Source organism: Psychrobacter sp. CCUG 69069 (genome assembly GCF_021023115.1).
GTDB classification, from domain to species: domain Bacteria; phylum Pseudomonadota; class Gammaproteobacteria; order Pseudomonadales; family Moraxellaceae; genus Psychrobacter; species Psychrobacter namhaensis.
Genome location: NZ_QQAI01000002.1, coordinates 158,013 through 183,413, shown reverse-complemented (window position 1 = coordinate 183,413; position 25,401 = coordinate 158,013). Strand labels below are relative to the sequence as shown.

Sequence of the window (25,401 nt, the reverse complement as noted above, 5' to 3'; positions counted from 1 at the left end):
TACTGTTTAAAGGGTTTTTATCTTGAACTGACTGTATAACTTTAAGCTGGTATGGCTCCTTGTGCTGCCAACCACTGCTCAATCTCTTGAGTCTTGGTGGCTAACAATGCTGCATCGCCGCGACTCTCTATATTGAGCCTGATAAGCGGTTCAGTATTCGACGCGCGTAAGTTAAAGCGCCAATCACCGAAATTGAGACTGAGGCCATCCAGTGTCGATTTAGTGGGGTTTTCTGGGCCAAACTTACTTTCAATAGCGCTAATAATGGTGGGCGCATCGTGAGTGGTGAGGCGAAAGTTTCGCTCGCCCGAGCTGGGGTAAGCTTGGATATAGCCTGTGACCAACTCAGACAATGTTTTACCTGTAATAGACAATAACTCAATGGTGAGTAGCCATGGAATCATACCGCTGTCGCAATAGAAGAAGTCGCGAAAATAGTGATGAGCGGACATCTCGCCCCCATACACCGCCCCAGAATCACGCATGACTTGCTTGATAAAGGAGTGTCCAGACTTACTGATAACGGCCTTACCCTTGTATTCTTTAACCACCGCCTCGGTATTGTAGATCACTCTTGGGTCATAGACGATCGACTCAGCTGGGTATTTATTCAAAAATGCTTGTGCCAGCATACCCACCACGTAGCTGCCATCAATAAACTCGCCATTTTCATCAAACAAGAAACAACGGTCAAAATCGCCATCGAAGGCAATACCAAGATCGGCATTGTTTTTTAACACGGCTTGCTGAGTTGCGATTCTATTGGCTGCAATCATTGGATTGGGAATACCGTTAGGGAAGCTACCATCAGGGGTATGATGGAGTTTAATGATCTCAATTGGTGCGTCCGCTTGTCTCAGCTTGTCGGTCAATAAATCAACCACGGGACCCGCGCTGCCATTGCCTGAATTAATCACCAGTTTTAGCGGTTTGAGTTTATCAGTATCGATAAAGCTCATCACGTGATTGATATAAGGGCTTTTATCTGTCAATAGCTGCAAGTTGCCGGATGGCTTATCCGTAGTAAACAATCCAGACTCTGCCAGTGCTTGAATCTCTGCCAAACCATCATCGGCGCTGATTGGTTTTGAATACTCTTTCACCAACTTTAAGCCATTGTAATTAATGGGATTGTGACTTGCTGTGACTTCAATGCCGCCTAACGCTTTATAATGACTGGTGGCAAAGTACACCTCTTCTGTACCGGTCATACCCAAATCGATGACATCAACGCCAGCGTCTAGCATACCAGTAATAGTGGCCTGTTTTAATGGTTCACTTGAATGGCGAATATCGCTACCAATAACGATAACAGGCTGTAGACTGCTCATGTCGCTGGCTTGGGTGTCAGCCATGGTGTCATAGCGCCTAGACAATATCTGTGCAAAGGCTCGTCCTATACGATAAGCAATGTCTTCATCGAGATTGACCCCAAGCTCACCGCGTATATCATAAGCCTTAAACGAATCGATAGTAATGGGACTGAATTCCGCTGCTGGTTGATAGCCAGTGTTCGCTGAAGTGGACATAATGATAAGTTTCCTTGCGTGTGAGCAATGGTAAAATGAAGAAGTAAATAGCACAATGATAAGTCTATCAGGGTTCAATGATACACTATCATTAACTGTCTGAAAAAACGTTAAATTATAAGAGCAACCCTTATGAGTACAATAGACAATACCACTAAAGCACCCAAACCCGCGCAAGGGACGCCAGACGCAAGCGGGCAACTGGCAGATCTTCTAGCGTTGATGGCGCGGCTGCGTGCCGATTGCCCATGGGATAAAAAACAGACCAATCATAGCTTAATTCCGTATGCCATTGAAGAGGCCTATGAGTTGGGCGAGGCTGTCCAGAGCGATGACGATGAGGATATCAAAGGTGAGCTTGGTGATGTGCTACTGCAAGTGGTTTTTCATTGTCAGATGTACGCTGAGCAAGGCCGCTTTGATATGAAGGACGTCATTACCACTTTACAAGAGAAGCTGATTCGCCGGCATCCGCATGTGTTTGAAGCCGAAACGCTCAAAGATGATGCTGCGGTAAAAGTACGCTGGGATGAGATTAAAGCAGAGGAGCAGCAAGCCCGCCTAGCACGCGGCAAAACGCCACGCCGTTTAGATGAAGTCAAAGCAGGTAGCGCTTTGATGCAAGCACAGGATGTACAAAAGCAGGCATCAGCATTGGGTTTTGATTGGGACGGTGTCAGCGGGGCTTTTGATAAGTTGGATGAAGAGGTTGCTGAGTTAAAGGCTGAGCTCACAAATAAGTCCAACGTTGAAATCAAAGCCAACATCAGAGAAATAGAAAAAGAGCTGGGCGATTGTATGTTCGCGCTCGTCAATGTCGCTCGTAAACTGAACCTAGATGCAGAAACCGCCACCTTGACCTGCGTGCATAAGTTTAAATCACGTTTTGGTTACATCGAAGAGCAGCTAGCAGTGGCTGGCAAGGGTTTAGAGGACAGCGATATCACAGAGATGGATGCATTGTGGGAAGCGGCCAAACGACATGAACGTTCATCATAAAGCCTCGTCTGTTAGCTCAACAACGACGGTGACACTCACCATGGCTCTTGGTCTTGTGGGACTCATATGCGTCACTATGATGCCTATTAGTGCTAACGCTGCGCCCTGTTTCGATAGTCCTCAGCGTGCCTATGACTATTTGCTCGCAAAAGAAGCGTCAGCCATACAAGCGCGTGAGCAAAAGATCATCAACATCAATCGTGCTAGCGAAGGTGAGTTGGTGTCTTTAAACGGTATTGGCAGCAGTAAAGCACAGGCAATTGTTTTATACCGTGAGATGTTTGGCGATTTTAAAACCGTCGATGAATTAACAAAAGTCAAAGGGATCGGTACAAAAACCGTCGAGAAAAATCGAGAACGTTTAAGCGTGCAGGATTGATCGCCCTATTTTGCAGCAATCAGCCCAATATTGACAAAATAGCACGTAAGTAGATGTCATAACACACCCAGCACGCCCAAAATTTGTTAAACTAGCAGGTACATCCGCCTGATAAACGCTGTGTTCGTCAGAGGTGGTCAAAGAATACCGGCGAGGAGTAGATGCATGGCCGAGCGTGCCGCCAAGCAGTTAGAACTGAATAAATCTGAATTACCCAATTCCATTACTGAAGTGATTGCCACATTGACCCGAGCTGGGTTTGATGCCTATATCGTCGGTGGTGGTGTGCGCGATACCTTATTGGGTCTACGCCCGAAAGACTTTGATGCCGTCACCGACGCCAAGCCGCATGAAATCAAAGATGTTTTTGGTAAGCGTTGCCGTATTATCGGTCGCCGCTTTCAATTAGCGCATGTGTATTCAGGCAGAGAATTGATTGAAGTGGCGACTTTTCGTGGCCCACCAACCAGTGATGCCAATACCAATCGAGACGGTATGATCCTGCGTGACAACGTTTGGGGGGACATCAAACAAGATTTCTCTCGTCGCGACTTTTCTATCAATGCGCTTTATTATCAGCCGCTCAAAGGGGTGGTTCACGATTTTTGCGGTGCGCTTGAAGACATTGATAATAAAATCATTCGTCTGTTGGGCAACGCGCCTGTACGGATTGAAGAAGATCCAGTACGGTTGTTACGTGCGCTACGTTTTAAAGCCAAGTTGGGCTTTGAATTTGATGACGCGCTGGCATCGCAGTTTCATGATGGTAATTGGGCGCTGCTTGAGCAGATATCGCCGCATCGTCTCTATGATGAGACGCAAAAAATGTTTACGGGCGGCTATCTGGTGCCGTTATTGCCATTATTGTTTGAGTCGGGTGCGATTGATAGCTTAATCATTTATCCCCCGTCTGAGCCAAGCGCCTTAGTGAACCAAGTAGCGATTAATACCGACAAACGTATTGCGGCGGGCAAGAGCATCAATCCTGCGTTCTTTTATGCGGCGCTATTGTGGGAAAATTACTTGCATCAATTGGCAAAAGCCAAAAAGCGCAATATGCCGTTCGCTGAAGCACAGATGCATGCCGCTACCAAAGTCATTGATCGTCAACGTATTAAGACGGCGATTCCTAAATTTGCTGAGCAGTTTATTCGTGATATCTGGATATTGCAGCCGAGACTTGCCGCCCCGCGTAGCAAACAAATTGTCCAACTCTCTGAGCACCCACGCTTCCGAGCGGGTTTTGACTTTTTGTTATTGCGTGAGCAGTGCGGTGATGCCGAGCATCCCCTGTCAGAGTCGACCAATGGCATGGGCGACTGGTGGCAAACGTATCAGACCTTGTCTGAACAAGAACAACAGCAAGCGATTGATGAGTTTGATGAAAATATTCGCCGAGGCGCTTATAAAAAGGGGCAGCGTGGTCGTGGTCGCAATCGGCAAAAACCAGAAGTAAATACCACTGATAATTCCACCTCTCATCAAAGCAGTACAAAGCCAAACCAAGTTAAGGATAGTATGGAGAAGAGTGGGAATAAACAGACAATGCTAAACGATCCAGCAAATGTCCCAGCACGCCGTCGCCGCGCTGCAAGCCAATCTAACGCTAGTCGTAATGATAGCAAAGCGCATATGACGCAGCAGGTAAAACAAGACAGTAGTGAGCTTGCTCAGCTACAGCAGTTGTCTCTAGCTAGCAGTAACCAATCGGCAAACAAACGCCGTGATGCAAAGCCTGCGCCCTTGTTTGTCATAGAGCATGAAAAAGTCGTACCACCGCTGCAAAAGCAACTACCTAATGACAAAGACTCACAGCCCAAGCGTAATCAGGCGGCCACGCAGAAAAAAGCAGCCACTCAGCAGGCACCGGCTGAAAAAGAGCCAAATAGTCAGATGGCAAAATCTGCTACTAAAAGTGAACGCTCAAATACTGCCCAGTTGTCTAACGACCAGCAGTCAGCGGCTAAACCGGCACCTACGACGCGTTCGGTAGCAAGATCGCCTGCACTAGTCAGCATGAATAACGAGCCGATTCCGCATAAGCGCCGCCGTCGTCAGCCCTCTGTCGATAGTACGAGCAGTGTCGAGACGCCAGGTGATGACAAGCAAGCGCAAACGCCTACGAAGTATGCAAAAAAGCAACCTAAGCCCGCGGTGCAACCGACTGATAAAGCTGACGCTAAAAAATCCGCCAAAGCAACCACCGCAAAATCTGCTAAAACCAATCAAGCGGCTCGTACTCAGACTGCGGCTATAAAGGCGAACGGCAATAAAGGCCCTGTGCCATCAAAGCGTCGCCGTCGCCAACCCAGCACTGATAAGGCGTAATGTTATTAGTGTAGAGTACAGATAGGTGAGTAAGGTGGTAAAACGATGAGTAGCTTCGATAATAGTGCCATGCCTGGCAACAAAAAACCCGCTTCCGTTAGCGGTAGTAGTGCGGTTAATGGTACTTGGGTAACCTGCTATGTCGGCTTGGGTAGTAATCTATCTAATGAGCTGGGTTCACCTATAGAGCACTTGCAGCAAGCAGTGGCAGGCATGCAAGACCATAAGCAGATACGAAAAGTGAGCGTGTCTTCATTTTATGCATCAGCACCTATGGGGCCGCAAGATCAGCCTGATTTTATCAATGCAGTGACTGGTTTTGAGACGACGCTGACAGCGTTTGAGTTACTTGCGTTTTGCCAGCAGTTAGAACAACAAGCAAAGCGTGCGCGCTTGAGACGTTGGGGCGAGCGTAGTCTTGATGTGGATATTTTGTTGTACGGCGACACACAAATGATGGATCCTAAGCTAACGATACCGCATGCTGGATTGCCTGAGCGTAATTTTGTATTGATACCGCTCTTAGAATTGGCGCCAACTCTAACCATCGCAGGAAAGCCAATAGATGAATATCCAAAGAGTACAGATTGGACAGACTTAAAACGGTTATCAAGCCTCTGATCAGATTTTTAATCGTAGGAAAAATGCTATAGTCCGTTCGAAATAAAATCGATATGTTAGTAGCCACGCTCGACTGCTATCACAGAAGCGACAGAAAATACATTCCAGTCGCGCTGTATCGGTTTTAAAGTAAGCCGCCTACAGTTAGGATATTGATAGTTTAAGGCAGCACAGATTAATTGAGGGTCATATGACGACGTTATCTACTTTAAACAAATTTAAAAAAGACGGTACCAAGTTTACTTGCTTGACGTGCTATGACTCAATGTTTGCACGAATGATGGACAAGGCGCAGATTGATACGATTTTAATTGGTGATAGTTTGGGCATGGTGGTACAAGGTCACGATTCAACGTTGCCCGTGACCGTCGACGATATGGCTTATCACACTGCCAATATTGCCCGTAGTAATAAGCACGCATTGATTTTAGCGGACCTGCCCTTTATGAGTTATGTGACGCTGCCAGAAGCCGTGACCAATAGTCGCCGGTTGATGCAAGCCGGCGCCCATGTGATTAAAGTCGAGGGTGGTAGTGAGCTTTGTGAACTCGTCACGACCTTAGCACAAGCGGGCACGCCAACTTGTGTGCATTTAGGCTTGACGCCGCAGTCGGTCAATGTCTTTGGCGGTTATAAAATCCAAGGTCGCGGTGACGAAGCGGCTGATAAGTTACTAGCGGATGCCAAAGCGGTCGTCGCTGCTGGTGCAGCATTACTGGTACTAGAATGCGTGCCAGCTGAGCTTGCTAAAGTAGTGACAGAGGCGGTAGCCGTACCTGTGATTGGGATTGGCGCTGGCGCAGACACAGATGGTCAAGTACTGGTGATGCATGACATGCTGGGCATGGTCCATGGCCGTGTCCCACGCTTTGTACATGATTTTTTGACGGATGAGCGTAATGCTGAAGGCAGCATCGAGGGTGCCTTCATGCTTTATCAGCAGTCCGTACGCGAAGGCTCTTTTCCCACTGAACAGCACCAATTTAGCTAATCTGATGCAAGATTTGAAATAGAAGAATATTGAACCATGCCAATGATTTATCAGCACATCTCAGCACTGCGCACAGCCTTGCAGTCTTATCGTGGTATACAAAATGACAGACAGGCTAGCCCTACGCGTATCGCTTTAGTGCCAACGATGGGTAATCTGCATGATGGCCATCTTGAGCTGGTCAAAATTGCCAAGCAGCAGGCTGATATCGTGGTGGTCAGTATCTTTGTCAATCCCACTCAGTTTGGCGTGGGCGAAGACTTTGATAGCTATCCACGTACGCTAGATGAGGATGTCGCAAAACTGGCAACGGTAGATGCCGACTATGTTTTTGCTCCCACTGTCGATGAGATGTATCCTGTCTTGCCACCACCGACGTCTGTGCTGGCTGGTGCTATTACGACACAGTTATGTGGTCAGTCGCGTCCTGGACATTTTGATGGCGTTGGTATTGTGGTCTCTAAGTTGTTTAATATCGTCCAACCGGATGTTGCTGTTTTTGGACAAAAAGATTATCAGCAGTTAGCGATTATCAAGCAATTAGTGCGTGATTTGAGCTATCCCATTGAGATTATTGGCGCCCCTATTGTTCGTGCTGCTGATGGATTGGCGTTATCATCGCGCAACCAGTACTTAAGTGCAGCTGAGCGTCAAATAGCACCTGTGTTACATCAAGAGCTACAACATTTGGCCCAGCAGTTAAAAAATAATGCGCACAGTCAGCAAGCCGTTGAATCCTTATTAACAGAAACTCGCAACCGTATCACTGATGCAGGCTTTACGATTGATTATCTAGACATAAAAACCGACGCGCTAGATTCGCTGGTTAATACTGGTGCGATGTTTAATGCAGAAAATAAGAATTTGATTATTCTGGTTGCTGCTTGGTTAGGTCGGGCACGCTTGTTAGATAACCAGTTAGTCAGTGAGTGGTAAAAATCAGTCGTTGTGACAGAGTAACTTGCAGGATGCAATGGACTAGGGTGGGTGGATCATGGACGTAAGTCAGGATAACAGTAACGATCAGGACAGGCAGGTCGCAAACACATCCGCACCTGCCGATACGCTCAGTATTTTAGTCGTATCCGGTCTGTCAGGATCAGGTAAGACCTCAGTACTGAATGTGTTAGAAGATCTAGGCTATTACTCTATTGATAATCTGCCGTTATCTTTATTACTCAGCGCTGCCCATAAACTGGTCAATGAAAGTGGGATTCGGCGTGTGGCACTCGGCGTCGATATCCGCACACCACGTGCTGATCTGTCCAGCTTTGCAGAGATGCATGAGTCCCTAAGACAGACATATGGGACACATGCGGTAAATATGATATACGTGACGGCACAAGAGAGTACGTTGATAGCACGCTTTAGTGCAACTCGCCGTGTACATCCTTTGATGTTGCAAGAGGAGAATAGCGACATCGCAAAGTATGTGGCTTTTAATCTTCCTGCGGCGATCAAAAAAGAGAGTGAGCTGTTAGAACCGATCGCCGGATACGCCGATATCAGAATTGACACCAGCAATCTCAATATCCACCAGTTAAAAAATAACTTGCGTGAATATGTCGGCGTCGACAATCAGATTGTCATTAACTTGCTGTCTTTTGGCTTTAAATACGGCAGTCCTATCGATGCTGATTTTGTGTTCGATGTGAGGATTTTGCCCAACCCGCATTGGAATCCTGAGCTACGCACGGCGACAGGTCTGGATGCAGAAGTTGCCGCCTTTTTTGCAGATTGCCCAGAAGTGGCGGAGATGACGGATGATATCGATAAATTTTTAACACGCTGGTTACCAGAGTTTTTACACAATAATCGTCACACGGTGACAGTGGCGATTGGTTGCACAGGTGGTAAGCATCGTTCAGTATTCATCACCGATAATTTACAACGTCGTCTTGCCGATGCTATGCCGCAAGGTATAAAAGTATTGGCAAAGCACCGTGAAAAAGATCGTTGGTAGTTATTGGTAGTCATCAAAAACTATTAATTTTATTATTTATTATTTTGGAAAGCTTTTATGATTGACTGGTCAGAACAGGATATGCGCGTTTCGCGCACAGAACTCAAAAAAGCCCATGAGCGCTTGCAGCAATTATCGATACCGCTTGCCAGCTTATCGAAAAAACAGCTAAAAAACTTGCCAGCTAGTGATTATTTTATGGCAGAGTTGATGGCGTTGGCTGATATTACCAGTGCCAATGCGCGTAATCGCCAGACCAAGCGGGTCGGCAAGCTTATCAGCGAAGAAAATCGCCACGAATTGGTAAAAGCGTTGTTTGATGCGTATTTTCCAAAAGAGCAAATCTCAAAGATAGAAAGCTGGTATGAGCGCCTCAACATCAATGATGAAGGAACGCTCAAACAGTTTGTCAAGCAGTACAAAGCCTCTGAGCACAACAGTATGTATCAATTGCTGCTATGGATTGAATACGCCAAACACACGCAAGATGATGAGCTCATGGCAGAGTCAAAAGAAGATTTGGCGAGTTATATTCGTGAAGTGGCTATTTTATCGCAATTAAAGAAGTAGCGATAAAACGGCAGTGATTAGATGATACGGTGGTTTGGTTTGCGATTTAGCCAAATGACCTCATGACTGTTGCTGGTGTACTAAAATACGAAAAGCCAATCATTGAATGATTGGCTTTTTTGACCTTGGCTGATAAACGCGTCTCAAGTACTTGAGGAAGGCTGGATTATTTCTTTTCAGCGCGGGCTTTATCGACTAAATAATCAACGACTTTGGGTACTTTAGCACTTTCACCAGTCACCACGTATTTGCCTTGGACGACTACTGCTGGTACGCCAGAAAGCTGGTAGCGTTTAGCCCCTGCTTGTGAGCGGCCGATCTTTGTCCCCACAGCAAATGAGTTATAAAGACTGTTAAATTTCTTTTCATTAACCCCCTTTGATGCGTACCATTTGCTTAATGAGGATTGATCAAACAGCTTTTTGCCATCTTTGTGAATGGCATCAAATAGGGCGTCATGCGTTTTGTCTTCATACCCTAGTAGCTGAGCGGCATAAAAGCCACGAGCGTTGGCTTCCCAAACAGGATTAAGCGCGGCTGGCGTTTTAAAAAATGCCACATCTTTGTCTTTGGTTTTTGCCCATTTTTCCATATGCGGATTAAGAACATTACAATGGGGGCAACCGTACCAGAAAAACTCACGAACAATGATAGCATCACCGCTGATTTTTTCTGGATTGTCTAGCACGCGATAGTCTTTTCCAGCGACATAGTCCGCAGCTTGTGCGCCCATAGTGGCAAGTCCAATGGCCATGGCCAGACCAGTCAGTGTGATGACACGTTTCATACTTTATCCTTGAGGTGTGAAGACTTAGGGTTCGTTAGGGTTTTAAATGCATAAACGATAGAGCGTCAAGTATTATCGAGCGATAAACAGCGTATCAAAACGATAATAGTGTGCTGCCTATGATAACGTAAAACCTATGCGCTTGTGAATCCGATTCTTAACTGATGGTTGTAAAGCTGTGAGCTATTATTTAAGGTACATTTCTTACGGTCTCTTGCCTTGATTAAGCCTGAGTTTTGCTCGTTTATGATCGTATTTTTTCATATACTTTATTGTCTAGCATTGGAATGGTGTCAGAGAGTCACTATAGCCGAAGACCGCTAAAATCAATATATTGATAGAAATCAACTACTGGTACGATTTTTTCTAGCGTACTTCTTATAAGCGTGACAGACGTTATAAGCGTTTAAGCTATTCACAATCGGTGACGATGTATGCACGACAAAGTGGCCGCTCTCATGCTAATATTGCTCACATAATTGTGCACTTTATATGATAATAATGATAATGACCATAAAGGAAAAACGCTATGAGCTCAGCTCTATCTTCTGCGCCTTCTTCGGAGGAGCCCGCGAACAGCAATCTCAATGAGACAGATCATACAACAACTGCCATTAATGTAGATCCTAGCGAAGTTGAAAAATTTAACAAGTTGGCTGATGAATGGTGGAGTAATACTGGCGCGTTTGCGACCTTGCATGAAATCAACCCGCTCCGTTTAAATTGGATAGAGGAAAACGTTAAGCGCGGTTATCAACACGACAACGCTCGTCAAGATATCCATAAAACAGCAACGACGGGACTTACTGGCAAAAAGGTGCTTGATGTTGGCTGTGGCGGCGGTATATTGTCGGAATCAATGGCACGTCGCGGTGCGGATGTCACGGGTATTGATTTGGGTACTGAAAACCTAAAAGCGGCGGCGCTGCACGCAGAACAAAGCGGTTTAGAGCACACGTTACGCTATCAGCACATTCCAGTTGAGACGCTGGCAAAAACGCATGCGGGTCAATTTGATGTGGTGACTTGTATGGAGATGCTAGAGCATGTGCCTGATCCAAGCTCGATTGTGCAGGCTTGTTTTGAGCTATTAGCCCCAGGCGGCGTTTGCGTGCTATCAACGATTAATCGTAACCCTAAATCATATCTGTTTGCCATCGTTGGCGCAGAGTATGTCTTACGCTTGCTTGATCGGGGTACACATGACTATGCCAAATTTATTACCCCAGCTGAGCTAGATAAGATGGCTATCAATACTGGCTTTACACGGCAAGACATCATTGGTTTGCATTATAATCCACTGACTAAACGCTATTGGCTGGCACAGAATGTCGATGTCAATTATATGATGGCAGTACAAAAACCTCTGGCTTAAGGCTGTACTTAACCCTTTGTATGCCATCATATTTCATTAAACACGTTATCAATTTTAAGAGTACTCATTATGGCCCAATTTGTAAAAGCGGTTTTATTTGACCTTGATGGGACACTGATCGATACGGCTGCTGACTTTGTCCGTATCATTGGTAACATGAGTCGCGAAAATGATTGGCATGCGCCGTCTGAAGCAGAAATCCGTGAGCAAGTCTCGGCGGGTGCATCGGCCATGGTGCAGTTGATGCTACGACACAACGACCAGCTGGAGGTCAGTGAGGACGCGTTACTTAATTTTCGCCAGCAGTTTTTAGATGACTACGAAGCCGCGATATGTGTCGATAGTTGCGTGTTTAGTGAGTTAGAAGAGGTATTGACGACCCTTGAAGAAAAAGGCGTGCCATGGGGGATCGTCACCAACAAGCCGCGTTATTTGGCAGAGCAGCTACTAAGCATCATGCAGCTAGATGAGCGCTGTGCCGCTTTGGTCTGCCCTGATGATGTGTCGCGCTCCAAACCTGACCCAGAGCCGATGTACATGGCCTTAGAGAAGCTTGGTATCCCTCGCGGTGCAGCTGGTTGCGTCCTTTATGTCGGCGATCATATAAGGGATATCGAAGCGGGTAATGCGGCAGGTATGCCAACGATTTTAGCCGCTTATGGTTATATTCCTTCTGAAGATCAAAAAAACTTAAAGAAATGGGGCGCTGACCATATTGTCGATACTCCTGCACAGTTAAATACGTTATTGCTGTCTTCTGGTAAGTTTGAATATCTATAAACCAATTCACTATAAATCCGTATTTTCTATTAGCCGCCATCGCTATTTTGCATCCCAACTATAAAACGATAAGCCGTGAGTAATAACATGAGTGACAACATGAGTAACCCTACCAATCCGCCAGCTCAGCAGGCCGACAATCAACCAACCGCCCAAAACTCTGTGCAACCTTTAACTCATGAGGACATTCGTAGTTTTGTGCCACCTAATAACTGTCTAGATGGTAAAACTATTTTGGTGACGGGTGCAGGTGATGGTATTGGTCGTGTAGCAGCGTTAACCTACGCTCGTTATGGTGCTACTGTTTTGCTATTGGGACGTACCAGCAGTAAGCTTGAGTACGTCTATGATGAAATTGAGAGCTTTGGTGGCAAGCAACCAGCCATGCTGCCGATGAACTTAGAAGGCGCCACCTATGCCGAAATGCAACAGCTAGAAGGCCTGATACACAAAGAAGTCGGACAGTTGGATGGTATCTTGCACAATGCTGGGATGCTAGGACAGCTGACACCGCTTGAGATGTACGACGTTGACACGTTTGCCCAAGTGATGAAGGTTAACTTTACCGCGACCTTTATGCTCACCCAAGCGCTACTACCGCTACTTAAAGACGCTGCTAATGGCTCTATCGTCTTTACGTCTAGCACGGTTGGTACACATCCTCGCGCTTTTTGGGGTGCTTATGCGCTCTCAAAGCAAGCGGTGGAAGGTATGAGCGATATATTTACTCAAGAAACGCAAAATACCACAAACTTACGCTTTAACTGCGTCAATCCTGGTGGCACGCGTACCAATATGCGCGCCCATGCGTATCCTGGTGAGAATCCTATGAGCCTAAAAACGCCTGAAGACATCATGGCAGGCTACGTCTGTCTGATGAGCGATGACAGTATTGGGGTACGTGGGCAAGTGGTTGAGCTACAGCCAAAAGATTAAGAGGTGTTACTTAAACTTGCATGAATACAAAGCGTAAAAGTAATTTGGGTAGCTATAGTTGATACTAAATGAAATAGATGCGTCGTACTAGGATGCGAAACTGGTATAAATTTTCTTTAGTTGCTTGATGTGCTAATAGAAGCTACAAAAAATATATACCAACAGCAAGATATCTGTTTTATAGTAAATACGACTCTGTTTTTTGTCAAAACTACCAATGATTTTTACTTAGGATAATACTTATGAATAAGTCCATTGCTGCTGCATGTGTGCTGCTAAGTTGTACTTCAGCTTTTGCGCAAACCACGCTTTTTGATCCTTCCATCGAGCACAATCCTCAGGATGGTGTCATAAAGCTGTATGGAGCAGGTGGCCCACATACCGCTTTAAGAAAAGTGGCAGATGTCTGGGAAAAGCAAGGTGGTACCAAGGTAGAATTAATAGCAGGACCTGAAGACAAATGGTCGGCTGACGCTCAAGCTGATGCCGATGCTCTGTGGGGAACTTCTGAGCAATCAATGACTGCATTTCTTGAGACATACGAAACTTTTGATCATGAAAAAGTTGAACCCATTTATATCCGACCAGCAATCATAGCTGTACAAAAAGGAAATCCTAAAAATATACGTAGCTTTGATGATTTATTAGCTAAGGGGATTAAAATAGTTGTGACCGAAGGTAAAGGAACATATAACACTTCGGGTACTGGAGTTTGGGAGGATCTCGCAGGACGCAAAGGAAGCTTAAACGATATTGCTCGTTTTCGAGATAATATAGTAGCGTATTCTTTAGGATCTGGAGCCAGTTTTAAAGCATTTAAAGATGAAAAAGCAGATGCTTGGATAACTTGGCCGAATTGGCCGCTTAATAATTCCAAAGATATGGACATGGTTAGTATAGATAAGGATCGAGCTATCTGGCGTGATTTAAACATCGTTGTATCACCAAAAGCTGATCCTCAAACAAAAGATTTTCTTAACTTTTTAATCACTAAAAAAGGACAAAAAATCATGAAAACAGAAGGGTGGCAACGCTGAGTAGAAGGTTTTAGGCATACACTCTTAAAAAGTAAATACCCTAAATATAATTCTCACTAATCGTTCAAACACATTTGTTATTTGCATATTGTAATTAGCAATAACCACCCCATCTATTTGTTATTAAAGAATTTATCTATAAAGCAATGATCATTAAAAAATAAATAGGATGGGATTATGGCAGGTGGCTGGTCAAGAGATGGTGCTGAGCACGAACAAATGGATGCAACGGTCAATGATGCGTTAGATCGTGTGCGTAGTGCGATACCCAAGGGCGAAAGCGCGGAGTTTTGTGATGAGTGTGGCAACCCCATTCCAGAAGCGCGGCGCCTAGCTTTACCGGGTGTACAGCATTGTGTCAGTTGCCAAAGCGAGCTTGAGCAAGAGGCGAGAGCGGCTGAGTTGTTTAATCGTCGTGGTAGTAAAGACAGCCAATTACGTTAATGAAAAAGCACCCTGCTAATCTACATAGCAGGGTGCTTTTTTGTAATTGCTTTTCTGTAATGGATCTCGTATTTCCGCTGTGGCGAGCGTCTGTATTCTGCCTATAAACTATATAACCAAGGCCATCAGTTCACGGTCACAGGCTTCCCAATCTATAGAAGGCGATAATTCTGGTAACGTGGGAGAAGTCAGCGTGTTTTCTATCCCTTCATTCTCCAAAGCGGTGTTGCTTGCGTGATTATCGCTGTCATCTAGCTGTAGAATAACCTCTAGTCGGCTATCAACCTGCGGGCTGATGGTGCTCGTGGTTAAGCTATCAGGGGTAAAGTTGATTTGTAGCCAACCATCAGAAGTGTGCACGACACCTTTGATACGTTGCCAGTTTGGTAGCGTTAACAACCATTCTTGTAGATCTTCTGCCTGTAACACATACTGTGCTGGCAACCGCCAACCTGCTAATTGTAGGTCTTGCTGTTTTTCATGATAACGATAAGGCAGCTCAAGATCTGAGCTGGTCTCAGCATCGTCATTAGCTTGCGAAGGATTTAATAGCGAAGTAGGCGACAAAGCCGTGTTCAGTGGCTGTAAGCTGACAGAAGGTCGTTGAGGACGGCTGATATTCACAGTGCGGTGCTGGGCGAGAATATGGCTTGGTGCGCTCAACTGAGTATTTAGCGCTGCTAGATAGGCATTTGAGGTGTTTGTGGTATCAGAAGGAATTTGCTCAGAGACTGCCCAAATGATGTTTACCTGCGAATTTAGCTTGGCTATCCATTGTTGTAATGCGTGTTTTTCGCTACTACTTAATTGAGCGTAACGATTAATCACCAATACATCCGCATCACGGACGTGCGCTTGAAACCCTTCATGATTGCGATACTTGTCTTGCTGCCATTGCATACCACTCAGCACGGTGATCACCGCCTGCATCTTTAGCGCTGTCTGCCAATGCGGTGCCCCAAGTTGACGTATTAGCTCACCTGGATGGGCAAGCCCTGTGGGTTCAATGAGTAATCGCTGTGGATGATGGTCACTAAGCAAACGGCTAATAGCGATCTGTAAGGGTAGCTGGCTGGTACAACAGATACAACCACCGCTGACTTCTCGTATTGCAATGTCATTTTGCTCAGTCGTCCTGTCTTGCGAGCTTTTCAGCAGGGCGCCATCAATCCCGATACGACCAAACTCGTTGATCAATAACGCCCAGCGTGCATCGGCAGGTTTGATAGCCAGTAGCTGGTTAATCACCGTGGTTTTACCCGCACCCAAAAACCCTGTCACCAAGGTGCAGGGTATGTTTTGGAAAACAGTCGTTTTTTTCAAAGGAGCGCTCATGATATTAACGTTACTAATACCTTAACGATTCTAATATATTCACAGGACTAAGCGAAGGCGACGTTAAAAAAAGGTAATATTAAGCAGTTACTCACTTTTATCCGTGTCAATTTCGGCTTCGTCAGGGACGAATACATAGCCCACTCCCCACACGGTTTGGATATAACGTGCTTGCGAAGGATTGTCTTCAATCAGGCGACGTAGACGTGAGACTTGTACGTCGATAGAGCGCTCCATTGCACCCCATTCGCGACCACGCGCCAGGTTCATTAATTTATCACGAGTCAACGGCTCACGTGGATGCTGAACCAAAGCTTTCAACACCGAAAACTCACCGGTCGTTAAAGTGACGACGTTGCCATCGCGTTTGAGGGTACGAGTTGACAGATCAAGTGTCCATGGGCCAAATTCAACCACTTCAAGTTGATGGCTTGGGGCACCAGGTAGCTCACGATTTTGGCGACGTAATACCGCTTTGATACGAGCCAGCAGCTCTTTTGGATTAAAGGGTTTTGGCAGATAATCATCCGCACCCGCTTCAAGACCAGCGATACGATCGGCATCACCCCCTTTGGCAGTGAGCATGATGATGGGAATATCACCATTATCTTCACGCAAACGCTTACAGATACTGATGCCGTCTTCGCCTGGTAGCATCAAATCTAACACCACCAATGAGAAAAGCTCACGTTGCATCAACTTATCCATCTGACTGCCATCGTGTGCCGTACGAACGACAAAACCGTCATCTTCTAGAAAGCGCTGCAACAAGGAGCGCAGACGGGCATCATCATCGACGACTAAAATACGCTGAGTCAAAGTGTCAGGGCTGTTGTTATCTGTCATACAGGCATCCTCTTATAAAAATTATTATTAGTAGCAATTATAGTTAAAAGTCATCGGTAAAAATCACGTATAAAAAATCATGAGCAAACACAGTGCCATTACTTAATTATTAGCCAAAAATGAAGATCCATCTCAGTACCTCAAAAATTTGAGTACTATTGTTCAACGCGTTAGCAGCGACCAATATTTATGCTATTGATACTTTAGTGTATAAGATTGCAGTCATAATTGCACCATTCATAAGGATAAATGCTGTATGCGTTTGTTTAACAGGGCTTCAAAACTAATGATATCAGACGATTTTTGCGATAAAACGGGTGATAAATAACGAAAAGATAAAAAGGATTTTTATTCATGCAGCTTTTGCTATAATGCAAAACTACATTTCTCAACGATTGATACGTATATGAGTAGCACTGATACCTTAACGCCATCTCAAACCTCGACAAATGCACAGGTTTTGGATGCAACCACACACGCGAATATTCACGACAAGCTTGCTCGCGCGCTTGGCATTAAGACTGCTCAAGTCAATGCGTTTGTCAAACTTTACGATGAAGGCGCGACGGTTCCCTTTATTGCCCGTTACCGCAAAGAAAAGACGCAGAATCTTGACGATGCCCAGTTGCGAGCGTTAGAGAAGTCTCTTAACTATGAGCGCGACCTGGCCACCCGTCGCCTCAAAATTACTGAGTTGCTGAGCACGCAAGGCAATTTGACCGCCGAGCTGCAGGCGCGCATTGATAATGCGACCTCTAAACTTGAGCTTGAAGACATCTACTTGCCTTATCGTCCGCGTCGCCGTTCACCAGCGGCCAAAGCACGTGCGGCAGGCCTAGACGTTGCCGCCCAAGTAATCCTCACACAAGAGATTACCCCAACGGATGCGCTAGCCGACTATCAAGCACAATCTAGCATTACCGATGATAGTGGTAATGAGATTGAAGTTGACTTCAGCGATATCGACAAGCAGCTCGCTGGCGTACAGGCCATCATCGTGGATGAATGGACGCAAGCATTAGACTTGCTGGACAGTTTACGCAGTGGTTTTGCCAAAACGGCCAGTATCGTATCGAGCGTGGCCAGTGAGGAAAAACGTGAAGTCGGTGAGAAATTCAAAGACTACTTTGAACATAGCGAGAGTCTTGCGCGTCTACCCAATCATCGCCTGCTTGCGATGCTACGCGGCCGTCAAGAAAACGTCTTGGGACTAAAGATTGAGGGCGAAGATGCCCCCTTTATCGAAAAAATCATCAGTCATTTCGACGTCGATGCCAAAGCGCCTGCCGCCCGTCGTGAGTTTTTAGCAGAAGCGGCCGGTAGCTTGTGGAAAGACAAATGGCGCCCACATATTGAGCATCGTTTATTAACAGAGAAGCGTCTGACCGCTGAAGCAGATGCTATTGAGGTCTTTGCCAATAATTTACAGCATTTACTGATGTCAGCGCCTGCTGGTCGCAAGGTTATCTTAGGCGTCGATCCGGGTATTCGTCACGGCGTAAAAATGGCCATCGTCGATGCCCAAGGTCATGTCATGTTAGACAGCGAAGATAAGCCTGTCGTCGCGACGGTTTATCCGTTTGCTCCTGACAATAAAATGGATGAAGCCAAAGCTGTCATCGATGAGTTGTTAAGCACCTATCATGTCGATTTGGTTGCTATTGGTAATGGGACCGCGAGTCGCGAAACAGATGCGATGATTAAAGAGATTTTGGCCGCGAACGATGCGCTCACAGCCAAAGCGGTTATCGTGAACGAGTCGGGCGCCTCCGTCTATTCAGCCAGTGAGCTGGCCAGTGATGAATTGGCGAATTTAGATGTGTCCGTTCGCGGGGCAGTTTCTATCGCTCGTCGCCTGCAAGATCCACTGTCAGAGCTGGTTAAGGTCGACCCAAAGGCCATCGGTGTCGGTCAATATCAGCATGATGTCAACCAAAATCAGTTGGCAGATAGTTTGGATAAAGTGACGCAAGACAGCGTGAACGCTGTGGGTGTCGATGTAAATACCGCCAGTCCTGCTATTTTGGCGCATATTGCTGGCCTGAATCGCAATGTCGCCCAGCAAATCGTCACTTACCGCAAAGAGCATGGTGCCTTTGATAGTCGCGAGTCACTAAAAAACGTCCCGCGCTTAGGAGCAAAAACCTTTGAACAAGCAGCAGGGTTTTTACGTGTTTATGGTGGTAGCAATCCATTGGATGCAACAGGCGTCCATCCAGAAAGCTACGCGCTCGTCGATAGCTTGTTGGCGCAAGCGGGTAAGCCGTTGCCAGAAGTCATCGGTAATGATGGGGTATTAAATGCCATCGATACAACAGCGCTCGTGGCTCACGACGATAACGTCAGTGTAAAAGCCATCGTTGAAGAGCTGGCCAAACCTGCACGCGACCCACGTCCAGAGTTTAAGACCGCTAACTTCCGTGATGATGTAAATAGTATTAAAGATCTGAGCGAAGGCATGACGTTAGAAGGTGTGGTTACTAACGTCACCGCCTTTGGTTGCTTCGTCGATGTTGGTGTCCATCAAGATGGGCTGGTGCATATCTCCCAGATGGCCAATGACTTTGTCGCAGACCCGATGAACCGCGTAAAACCAGGTGATATCGTTTCAGTGCGGGTCATCTCCATTGATGAAAAACGTGGTCGTATCGGTTTTAGTATGAAACCTGAAGCGGAAAAATCAGCGCGTCCAGCAGCGAAGGCCTCTGCGGCAAGTGCGGGTAATGAGGATAACAGCCGTCCACGCAGCAATCGCCCTGCAACTGACAAGCGTCAGTCCAAACCGCGTGGTAAAGCTCAGGATAAAGACAGTGCTAACCATCGTAGCAAAGCGCCAAGAGCGGAAAAAGCTGAAGCGCCTAGCAAAATGGGTACCCTTGGGGCATTGTTAAAAGAAGCGGGCGTGACTAAAGCGAAGAAATAATGACTACTGCTCGTGGCTCGTAATATTCATATATGAATATTACGGGCAATCAAAAAGGCAGCCTTATGGCTGCCTTTTTTAATTCGTCATGATAATTTACAAAGACCTAGCCGCTGATAGTGATTGGCTTAGGCATTATTAATATCAAAACAGGTTAGCGTACGACAAGACGGCGACTTTCATTGAGCTGAACCTCACCCGGCTGGGTAGCAAGTAACTCACCATCGGGACCTTGGATTTTAGCTTTTAATGTGTTTGGCGCTGGTGTGCTGCGCATGTCAGCAGGGGTGACTTTGCCTGTATTGACGGATGCTGAGGTAGCTGTATCAGTCATTCCTGACGCAGAGCCGTTATTAACTTCAACTGCACCCGGCTGGGTAGCAAGTAACTCACCATTAGGGCCTTCGATTTTAGCTTGTAGGGTGTTATCTACTGGTAACACCCGCTTATCTGCTGGCGTCACTTCTGTTTTATTAACAGGCATTGCCATAGCCAGACTTGGTAGAACAAGAGCAGCGCCCATAATGAGCGATAAAGTATTCGTTTTCATAGTATAACTCCAAAATATGTAAAGAGAATAAATGTCTAAACCATGAATGGGTACATTGACGCCATCCTTTTTATACTGGTTTTATTGTTATTACTATTTTTAAAATATCAGCTATGCAGCTGATATTTCAGTGGTAAACTCATTAAATTTCTAACAGTTTGATGTGTGAATGTGTCGTTATGCAACGATTGCTGTCTTAATCTGCATAAACTCAAACTAAACTTATTGTTAAATATTTATTCAACAATAATATATTTACCAGTGTTTGGATCAACCACACGTTGTTGGGTATCGGTATCCGGAACACGAATAACTGGGAAAGTTTGATCCACTTCGGTGTTATCAAGGATGCCTGCCTCGGCTTCTTCACCAACGATAACAGTACGATTTACGCCTTCAACAGCGACGGCAGTGCCTTGCGTGGTATTGACACGTTGTATCTGATCTTCTGGGGCAATGATGACTTCTTTAACACTATACTTAGCCGGACGAATGACCCGAGTGGTCTCGATGACAACAGGCTCTACAGTCCGTACTTCGGTGACAGCAATTTGGGCTTCTGGAGCTTTGACTTCACTGACCACTGGTGTGGGGAATTTACTGCCAAAGTGGTTGTCGCATTGCTGCATGCTTAGACGTACTGGGTTGCCAGCGGCATCCATATAAACGTTGACTGGCATGTCGGCTGCGATAGGGACATATGTACCCACTAAGGCCCCTGAAACCCCATAACGACCGTTTGATTGACCAACGCCCAAGTCACACGCTCCTGCCGAGTAGTCGCTTGTACGCAAGCTGTTGTTATCAACCACCCGCTGAGGAATGGTTACTTCTGACAAGCGCATTTTTTTGATGGTGGCTTCACCCGCTTGTAGTTTAGGGTTTTGATAGGTGTAAGGTGTATAAAATTTGGCTGAACCGTCTTTGACGGCTGTGACGCACTCTTCATAGGTGTCATAACCGACATTACCATGGCCATCAGTGGTCATAGCTGCATTGGCTGAGCTGGCAAACATAGCAAGACCTGAGGTCATTATTGCAGCTGTTAATAGGTTAAGTTTCATAATAGTTTCCTCTCAATGATAAATGAATTTTCCGATTGTCGAATTTTACAAGGACGACCAGCTCAGTTGACACAGTGCTGGTTGTTTTAAAGTATGTTTTTATCAGGCGTATTTTATTGGCATTGATTGATACAAAGTCGGTGGGTTATTTTTAGACGCTTACTTTTGGAGGGTGACTCTACCTTTTGCAGAATAGATATACTCACCAAAAATAAGATGTTCAACGTAACGATGTAAAAATAATGCCATAACCTGTTTAATCCTACTGCACTCGCTGCAATATGGCTGTGACATTAGGCTAGGAATGTGTAGCATAATGTATTAAAAAATCGAAAACGGGCAACATCATTCACCAAAAAAGTACGTTATTATTATTTGTTAACATCAGACGTAGAAAACCAAAAATCTTCTTAATAAAAAACCGCATCTTGTAAGCAAGATACGGTCATTAAAAGGATAAATATTAAAATATACGGCGTCATGATTTAGAAACTTCTATTCATCAACCACTTCAAAGCTAAGACCTGAATGCGCTTTTAAACGGGTTAAAAGCTTGTCGCCCATTGCGGAAGCTGGCGTCCAGAAACCACCACCCACATCATTTTTGCTGACATCTTGTGCCAAACATAACGCCGCTTGTGCCAGCATGCGTGAGGTACTACCATAACCAGGATCTTTGTCCCCAGTGACTTTGGTATGAATGGTTTCGTTATTGGCGGTTTGCCCAAAGAGGCGAATATCAAAATAGCCGTTTTCTTGCTCTTCTTTCGATGGTCCAGAGCCTGATTTGGGTAGTACATGCTTAGACAATAATTCACGGCTTGGTTTGATCATCATCGCTGTGGCAAAGCCAAATAAGCCTGCGCTCATTGCGTAGCTTGATAGTTGACCTTTTACCCCATCTTTCATCCACATCGCTTCATCATACTTAAAGTTACGGCCATATTCGTAGTCAAGCAATTGGTTGGTGCGATGTACGATACGGGTGTTGATGCTTGCCATGACAAAAGGGGCCAACCAGCGTTTATGCTCGCTATCATATTCTGGTTTGCTGACATTGTCTTGGCGCACATTTGGGGCGTCTTTATCATCGTTCAGAAGATAAGGGTTTGCCACTTGCTTACGACGTGATTTATCCTCTCCCACTTCTTCAAAGATAGTGGCCATCGATGCGATGGTACCGCCAGACAGGCCGCCTTTTGCTGCTTTTACGCGCATGTGAATCACATCACAGGTCTCACCAAAAGTCTCTTCTGCGTGGGTTTGAGTAAAGTAGACACCTAAGTCTGAGGGAATAGAGTCAAAGCCACACGAGTTGACAATACGAGCGCCGCTTTGCTTAGCGATATCTTGATATTTGTCCATCATGTCTTTGATAAAAATAGCTTCGCCTGTGAGGTCGACATAATCTGTGCCATTGGCCGCACAAGATTTGATTAAAGGCTCACCATATTTGAGATAAGGACCGACGGTAGAGATGATGACTTGAGATTGCTTGGTCATATCATCAAGGCTGGCTTCATCATTACTGTTGGCAATAATAATGTCTACTTTGCTGGCGAGCTTGGACTGTAACTCATTCAGTTTTTCCTCATCGCGACCAGCGATCGCCCAAGTAACGTTTGCACCACTCTTATCTTTAGCATTCGATAAAAATTCTGTTAAATAATGCGCCGTGATCTTACCCACAAAACTTGTCGCACCATATAACACGACTGCGTAAGGACGGTTTTTATCATTGCTCTTTGCCATATTGTCCTTTGCCATATTTTTTGAGCTGTCCGTATTGTTATCCATATTTATCATCCTTCTTTATTAAGTATTTTAATGGCAAGTGTTTGAATAGATAATTAAGTCGTGAGCTAAGATACTCATGGGGTTTAAACCTTTATCTATTCGGTCTATTGCCATTATCAGCTTGGTTTTGATTTGCCTTCATAGTTTCAGAGACTTTCTGTCAGTAACGTCTGCAAGTAACGTCCTTAAGCAGTATCAGGCATAACTGACTAGCAACATTTATAGCAGATTATAGGGTAGAGGTGACAATTATTCAGTAGGAGCTAACCATCTCTACACACAAGCGCTATAAAGAGCGAGATAAGCTGGTAAATATTAAGGTTTGCTACAAACTTTACATAACCCACCGACATTATTACTAAAATGAACGTTTTCTGAAGATAAACATTGCTAATCTATGGACGTAAGCAGTCGTAACGAGTATTAAAAAAACAAAAATTGACGGTATTAATCAAAAGTATTAGTAGATGTATTAATAGATATTAGAGGGATTAAAATAGCTGACAGTAGTAAGTGTCTACTAGGCATGATTTGAGTCGCGTATTTTGATTAAAATTTGCTGTGTAAGCTTATCCATCTGGTTTTTTAACAATAATTTGAGGAGAATATTATGTTTCGCTGGGCTATTATTTTTGCCGTAATCGCATTATTAGCAAGTTTGTTAGGTTTCGGCGGCGTCGCTGGCTTATCTGCTAACTTGGCTTATATCTTATTGGCAGTTGCCGTCATCCTATTCATCGTAGCGTTTGTAAGTCGCAAGATGTAAGGGCAGAGCACATATTTTTAGAAAACAAAAAGTCCTCAATTTGATTTGAGGACTTTTTTATTGGGGCAGTTTTTATTGGAACAGGTTTTTTTACTAGAGCAGGTTTTGAAACAGTTGTGGAAGTTGCAAATAAACCGTCTAAACGCGTCACTATAAGCGTTTGGGCTGGATAATGTACTCCATACGTTTCGCTAATCGAATATCCAAACTGGTAATGCCACCTGTATCGTGCGTGGTCAGTCGTACATTTACCACGTTATAAGTGTTTTGCCACTCAGGATGATGTTCAAGTGCTTCAGCGTGAAAGGCCGCTTGGTTCATAAAGCTCATGGCTTCAATAAAGTCGCTAAAATGATAGCTTTTGACGATGCTGTTACCATCACGCTGCCATCCTGCTAGATCTTCTAACTGCAGATTGATTTGTTTGTCAGATAAACTACTCATGTTAATAACCTTTATTGTTATGGTGGATTGGTTTATTAAAATTATATGGGGTGAAAATCAACGGTGTTAGCGCTATCAAATACAATCACCGCTGTTGTCATGAGCAACGCATAAAAGAAGGCCCGCCTATAGTGCTATCTTGCCATAGGTGTAAGAATAAATATACACATGGATAGAAAGCCAACTTATAGGAGAGCAATGTCGTATTAGTGCTTACACTTCAATCAACCCCTAGGGTATCAATCACTCAATAGACGCTTATAAGGTAATCAGGCGCTACAGCAAATTCTGATACTCAGGATGCTTATGGATATATGAAGAGACAAAAGAGCATTGCGGTATCACCTTTTTGTCTTGCTCCTGTGCATAGTCTAGTGCATGTTTGACCAAAGCTGAACCGACCCCGCGGCCTCCAAGTTGTTGTGGCACGATCGTGTGATCGTATACCAGTTTGCCATCACGGTCTTGATAGCTGATATAACCAGTCTGACCCTCAATAGAGGTCTCAAAACGCTTTGCGGGTTGATTGTGAATAATATTTAGATTTGATTTAGAAATGTGGCTGCTCATAAGGGCACTCCGTTATTGGTTATTATTATCGAATTTTTATCGTTTATTTAGTCGACCATGACATTTTATGACAATTGCGATATCGTCAGGGTACGCTAGGTAGTACGGCCAGTATGGCGTATCAGTAGCCAACGATCTAGGCGCTTAGCGTAAGAGTAGATAGGGCAACTGTTAAGATTCTTAATGTCTATTGACTACATTGGCAAAATTTTAGCGCTATTTTTGTGGTCGTTAAAAAACAGCCGTGTATCAAAATATTCCGTTTAATAGTTTAGCCCTAGATGTCAGATAGCGTTAATAAAACAGGTAGCTTGAATAGAAAAAATAAGCGGCTCTATGACAAAATGAGCAAAACATAGAGTAAAGC

Annotated in this window: 24 protein-coding genes; 15 read left to right on the top strand and 9 right to left on the bottom strand. The window is 45.0% G+C overall.

The features are described 5' to 3' along the window. Nucleotides 1-41 precede the first annotated feature (41 nt). Nucleotides 42-1,529 carry a phosphomannomutase CpsG gene (locus DVY93_RS02695; RefSeq protein WP_193005837.1) on the bottom strand — a complete coding sequence of 496 codons (1,488 nt, stop codon included), beginning with the start codon at nt 1,527-1,529 and terminating at the stop codon, nt 42-44. A 132-nt stretch (nt 1,530-1,661) separates the two neighbouring features. Between DVY93_RS02695 and mazG the strand changes: the two genes are divergently transcribed. The 8 genes from mazG to yjgA all read left to right on the top strand — a co-directional run bounded on the left by mazG (nt 1,662) and on the right by yjgA (nt 9,380). Continuing rightward, nucleotides 1,662-2,528 carry a nucleoside triphosphate pyrophosphohydrolase gene (gene mazG, locus DVY93_RS02690; protein ID WP_230708880.1) on the top strand — a complete coding sequence of 289 codons (867 nt, stop codon included), beginning with the start codon at nt 1,662-1,664 and terminating at the stop codon, nt 2,526-2,528. Continuing rightward, complete coding sequence (locus tag DVY93_RS02685; RefSeq protein ID WP_226949466.1) at nt 2,512-2,907, top strand: ComEA family DNA-binding protein; 396 nt, start codon at nt 2,512-2,514, stop codon at nt 2,905-2,907. The genes mazG and DVY93_RS02685 overlap by 17 nt, the downstream gene beginning before the upstream one ends. A gap of 165 nt (nt 2,908-3,072) precedes the next feature. Continuing rightward, nucleotides 3,073-5,235: a polynucleotide adenylyltransferase PcnB gene (gene pcnB / locus DVY93_RS02680; protein WP_230708878.1), complete on the top strand. Its 2,163-nt coding sequence runs from the start codon at nt 3,073-3,075 to the stop codon at nt 5,233-5,235. Nucleotides 5,236-5,304: 69 nt separating this feature from the next. After that, the gene (gene folK / locus DVY93_RS02675; RefSeq protein WP_230708995.1) at nt 5,305-5,856 is read left to right on the top strand and encodes a 2-amino-4-hydroxy-6-hydroxymethyldihydropteridine diphosphokinase; all 552 of its coding nucleotides are present in this window, start codon (nt 5,305-5,307) and stop codon (nt 5,854-5,856) included. Between the two features lie 190 nt (nt 5,857-6,046). Further along, entirely contained in the window at nt 6,047-6,847 is an 801-nt protein-coding gene (panB, locus tag DVY93_RS02670) for a 3-methyl-2-oxobutanoate hydroxymethyltransferase (protein ID WP_230708876.1), read from the top strand. 36 nt (nt 6,848-6,883) lie between these two features. Further along, a complete protein-coding gene (gene panC, locus DVY93_RS02665; RefSeq protein WP_230708873.1) occupies nt 6,884-7,783 on the top strand; it encodes a pantoate--beta-alanine ligase in 900 nt (299 codons plus the stop codon). A gap of 58 nt (nt 7,784-7,841) precedes the next feature. After that, nucleotides 7,842-8,810: an RNase adapter RapZ gene (gene rapZ, locus DVY93_RS02660; RefSeq protein WP_230708871.1), complete on the top strand. Its 969-nt coding sequence runs from the start codon at nt 7,842-7,844 to the stop codon at nt 8,808-8,810. Nucleotides 8,811-8,867: 57 nt separating this feature from the next. Next, nucleotides 8,868-9,380 (top strand): ribosome biogenesis factor YjgA, encoded by a 513-nt coding sequence (gene yjgA, locus DVY93_RS02655; RefSeq protein WP_198334561.1) that lies wholly within the window; start codon nt 8,868-8,870, stop codon nt 9,378-9,380. 166 nt (nt 9,381-9,546) lie between these two features. On the opposite strand, the gene DVY93_RS02650 is transcribed toward yjgA, so the two are convergent. Continuing rightward, complete coding sequence (locus DVY93_RS02650) at nt 9,547-10,167, bottom strand: thiol:disulfide interchange protein DsbA/DsbL (protein ID WP_193005844.1); 621 nt, start codon at nt 10,165-10,167, stop codon at nt 9,547-9,549. A 529-nt stretch (nt 10,168-10,696) separates the two neighbouring features. Here DVY93_RS02650 and ubiG point away from each other — a divergent pair. The 5 genes from ubiG (at nt 10,697) to DVY93_RS02625 (ending at nt 14,739) form a co-directional block, all read left to right on the top strand. Further along, nucleotides 10,697-11,542 carry a bifunctional 2-polyprenyl-6-hydroxyphenol methylase/3-demethylubiquinol 3-O-methyltransferase UbiG gene (ubiG, locus tag DVY93_RS02645; RefSeq protein ID WP_230708869.1) on the top strand — a complete coding sequence of 282 codons (846 nt, stop codon included), beginning with the start codon at nt 10,697-10,699 and terminating at the stop codon, nt 11,540-11,542. A 69-nt stretch (nt 11,543-11,611) separates the two neighbouring features. Then, nucleotides 11,612-12,322, top strand: a complete 711-nt coding sequence (locus DVY93_RS02640; RefSeq protein ID WP_230708867.1) for an HAD family hydrolase — start codon at nt 11,612-11,614, stop codon at nt 12,320-12,322. A gap of 99 nt (nt 12,323-12,421) precedes the next feature. Continuing rightward, nucleotides 12,422-13,258 carry a YciK family oxidoreductase gene (locus DVY93_RS02635; RefSeq protein WP_227670204.1) on the top strand — a complete coding sequence of 279 codons (837 nt, stop codon included), beginning with the start codon at nt 12,422-12,424 and terminating at the stop codon, nt 13,256-13,258. Between the two features lie 242 nt (nt 13,259-13,500). Next, nucleotides 13,501-14,295: a substrate-binding domain-containing protein gene (locus DVY93_RS02630; RefSeq protein ID WP_025651116.1), complete on the top strand. Its 795-nt coding sequence runs from the start codon at nt 13,501-13,503 to the stop codon at nt 14,293-14,295. A 177-nt stretch (nt 14,296-14,472) separates the two neighbouring features. Continuing rightward, on the top strand, nt 14,473-14,739 hold the full coding sequence (locus DVY93_RS02625) for a DksA/TraR family C4-type zinc finger protein (RefSeq protein ID WP_230708864.1): 267 nt from the start codon (nt 14,473-14,475) through the stop codon (nt 14,737-14,739). Between the two features lie 108 nt (nt 14,740-14,847). Here the strand turns inward: DVY93_RS02625 and DVY93_RS02620 are convergent, their stop codons facing one another. After that, entirely contained in the window at nt 14,848-16,074 is a 1,227-nt protein-coding gene (locus DVY93_RS02620; protein WP_230708863.1) for a CobW family GTP-binding protein, read from the bottom strand. An 87-nt stretch (nt 16,075-16,161) separates the two neighbouring features. Further along, nucleotides 16,162-16,920, bottom strand: a complete 759-nt coding sequence (ompR, locus tag DVY93_RS02615; protein WP_193005849.1) for an osmolarity response regulator transcription factor OmpR — start codon at nt 16,918-16,920, stop codon at nt 16,162-16,164. A gap of 406 nt (nt 16,921-17,326) precedes the next feature. Between ompR and DVY93_RS02610 the strand changes: the two genes are divergently transcribed. Then, on the top strand, nt 17,327-19,843 hold the full coding sequence (locus tag DVY93_RS02610; RefSeq protein WP_230708860.1) for a Tex family protein: 2,517 nt from the start codon (nt 17,327-17,329) through the stop codon (nt 19,841-19,843). Nucleotides 19,844-19,997: 154 nt separating this feature from the next. Here the strand turns inward: DVY93_RS02610 and DVY93_RS02605 are convergent, their stop codons facing one another. The 3 genes from DVY93_RS02605 to DVY93_RS02595 form a co-directional block, all read right to left on the bottom strand. Beyond that, entirely contained in the window at nt 19,998-20,393 is a 396-nt protein-coding gene (locus DVY93_RS02605; protein WP_230708858.1) for a hypothetical protein, read from the bottom strand. A 236-nt stretch (nt 20,394-20,629) separates the two neighbouring features. After that, the gene (locus DVY93_RS02600) at nt 20,630-21,457 is read right to left on the bottom strand and encodes a hypothetical protein (protein ID WP_230708857.1); all 828 of its coding nucleotides are present in this window, start codon (nt 21,455-21,457) and stop codon (nt 20,630-20,632) included. Nucleotides 21,458-21,952: 495 nt separating this feature from the next. Then, complete coding sequence (locus DVY93_RS02595; protein WP_230708855.1) at nt 21,953-23,254, bottom strand: saccharopine dehydrogenase family protein; 1,302 nt, start codon at nt 23,252-23,254, stop codon at nt 21,953-21,955. Nucleotides 23,255-23,864: 610 nt separating this feature from the next. On the opposite strand from DVY93_RS02595, the gene DVY93_RS02590 reads away from it, so the two are divergent. Further along, nucleotides 23,865-24,020: a DUF1328 domain-containing protein gene (locus DVY93_RS02590; RefSeq protein ID WP_193005858.1), complete on the top strand. Its 156-nt coding sequence runs from the start codon at nt 23,865-23,867 to the stop codon at nt 24,018-24,020. A gap of 150 nt (nt 24,021-24,170) precedes the next feature. On the opposite strand, the gene DVY93_RS02585 is transcribed toward DVY93_RS02590, so the two are convergent. Further along, a complete protein-coding gene (locus DVY93_RS02585; protein ID WP_193005859.1) occupies nt 24,171-24,464 on the bottom strand; it encodes a 4a-hydroxytetrahydrobiopterin dehydratase in 294 nt (97 codons plus the stop codon). A 276-nt stretch (nt 24,465-24,740) separates the two neighbouring features. After that, nucleotides 24,741-25,034: a GNAT family N-acetyltransferase gene (locus tag DVY93_RS02580; RefSeq protein WP_230708853.1), complete on the bottom strand. Its 294-nt coding sequence runs from the start codon at nt 25,032-25,034 to the stop codon at nt 24,741-24,743. Between the last annotated feature and the right edge of the window lie 367 nt (nt 25,035-25,401).

What these genes read in the sequence shown, in the direction of transcription:
- mazG (WP_230708880.1), top strand. Translation starts at nt 1,662, where the DNA reads ATGAGTACAATAGACAATACCACTAAAGCACCCAAACCCGCGCAAGGG.
- DVY93_RS02640 (WP_230708867.1), top strand. Translation starts at nt 11,612, where the DNA reads ATGGCCCAATTTGTAAAAGCGGTTTTATTTGACCTTGATGGGACACTG.
- DVY93_RS02685 (WP_226949466.1), top strand. Translation starts at nt 2,512, where the DNA reads ATGAACGTTCATCATAAAGCCTCGTCTGTTAGCTCAACAACGACGGTG.
- DVY93_RS02625 (WP_230708864.1), top strand. Translation starts at nt 14,473, where the DNA reads ATGGCAGGTGGCTGGTCAAGAGATGGTGCTGAGCACGAACAAATGGAT.
- DVY93_RS02610 (WP_230708860.1), top strand. Translation starts at nt 17,327, where the DNA reads ATGAGTAGCACTGATACCTTAACGCCATCTCAAACCTCGACAAATGCA.
- yjgA (WP_198334561.1), top strand. Translation starts at nt 8,868, where the DNA reads ATGATTGACTGGTCAGAACAGGATATGCGCGTTTCGCGCACAGAACTC.
- pcnB (WP_230708878.1), top strand. Translation starts at nt 3,073, where the DNA reads ATGGCCGAGCGTGCCGCCAAGCAGTTAGAACTGAATAAATCTGAATTA.
- DVY93_RS02630 (WP_025651116.1), top strand. Translation starts at nt 13,501, where the DNA reads ATGAATAAGTCCATTGCTGCTGCATGTGTGCTGCTAAGTTGTACTTCA.
- DVY93_RS02635 (WP_227670204.1), top strand. Translation starts at nt 12,422, where the DNA reads ATGAGTAACCCTACCAATCCGCCAGCTCAGCAGGCCGACAATCAACCA.
- DVY93_RS02590 (WP_193005858.1), top strand. Translation starts at nt 23,865, where the DNA reads ATGTTTCGCTGGGCTATTATTTTTGCCGTAATCGCATTATTAGCAAGT.
- ubiG (WP_230708869.1), top strand. Translation starts at nt 10,697, where the DNA reads ATGAGCTCAGCTCTATCTTCTGCGCCTTCTTCGGAGGAGCCCGCGAAC.
- folK (WP_230708995.1), top strand. Translation starts at nt 5,305, where the DNA reads ATGCCTGGCAACAAAAAACCCGCTTCCGTTAGCGGTAGTAGTGCGGTT.
- DVY93_RS02595 (WP_230708855.1), bottom strand. Translation starts at nt 23,254, where the DNA reads ATGGATAACAATACGGACAGCTCAAAAAATATGGCAAAGGACAATATG.
- DVY93_RS02585 (WP_193005859.1), bottom strand. Translation starts at nt 24,464, where the DNA reads ATGAGTAGTTTATCTGACAAACAAATCAATCTGCAGTTAGAAGATCTA.
- ompR (WP_193005849.1), bottom strand. Translation starts at nt 16,920, where the DNA reads ATGACAGATAACAACAGCCCTGACACTTTGACTCAGCGTATTTTAGTC.
- rapZ (WP_230708871.1), top strand. Translation starts at nt 7,842, where the DNA reads ATGGACGTAAGTCAGGATAACAGTAACGATCAGGACAGGCAGGTCGCA.
- panC (WP_230708873.1), top strand. Translation starts at nt 6,884, where the DNA reads ATGCCAATGATTTATCAGCACATCTCAGCACTGCGCACAGCCTTGCAG.
- DVY93_RS02605 (WP_230708858.1), bottom strand. Translation starts at nt 20,393, where the DNA reads ATGAAAACGAATACTTTATCGCTCATTATGGGCGCTGCTCTTGTTCTA.
- DVY93_RS02620 (WP_230708863.1), bottom strand. Translation starts at nt 16,074, where the DNA reads ATGAGCGCTCCTTTGAAAAAAACGACTGTTTTCCAAAACATACCCTGC.
- DVY93_RS02650 (WP_193005844.1), bottom strand. Translation starts at nt 10,167, where the DNA reads ATGAAACGTGTCATCACACTGACTGGTCTGGCCATGGCCATTGGACTT.
- DVY93_RS02580 (WP_230708853.1), bottom strand. Translation starts at nt 25,034, where the DNA reads ATGAGCAGCCACATTTCTAAATCAAATCTAAATATTATTCACAATCAA.
- panB (WP_230708876.1), top strand. Translation starts at nt 6,047, where the DNA reads ATGACGACGTTATCTACTTTAAACAAATTTAAAAAAGACGGTACCAAG.
- DVY93_RS02695 (WP_193005837.1), bottom strand. Translation starts at nt 1,529, where the DNA reads ATGTCCACTTCAGCGAACACTGGCTATCAACCAGCAGCGGAATTCAGT.
- DVY93_RS02600 (WP_230708857.1), bottom strand. Translation starts at nt 21,457, where the DNA reads ATGAAACTTAACCTATTAACAGCTGCAATAATGACCTCAGGTCTTGCT.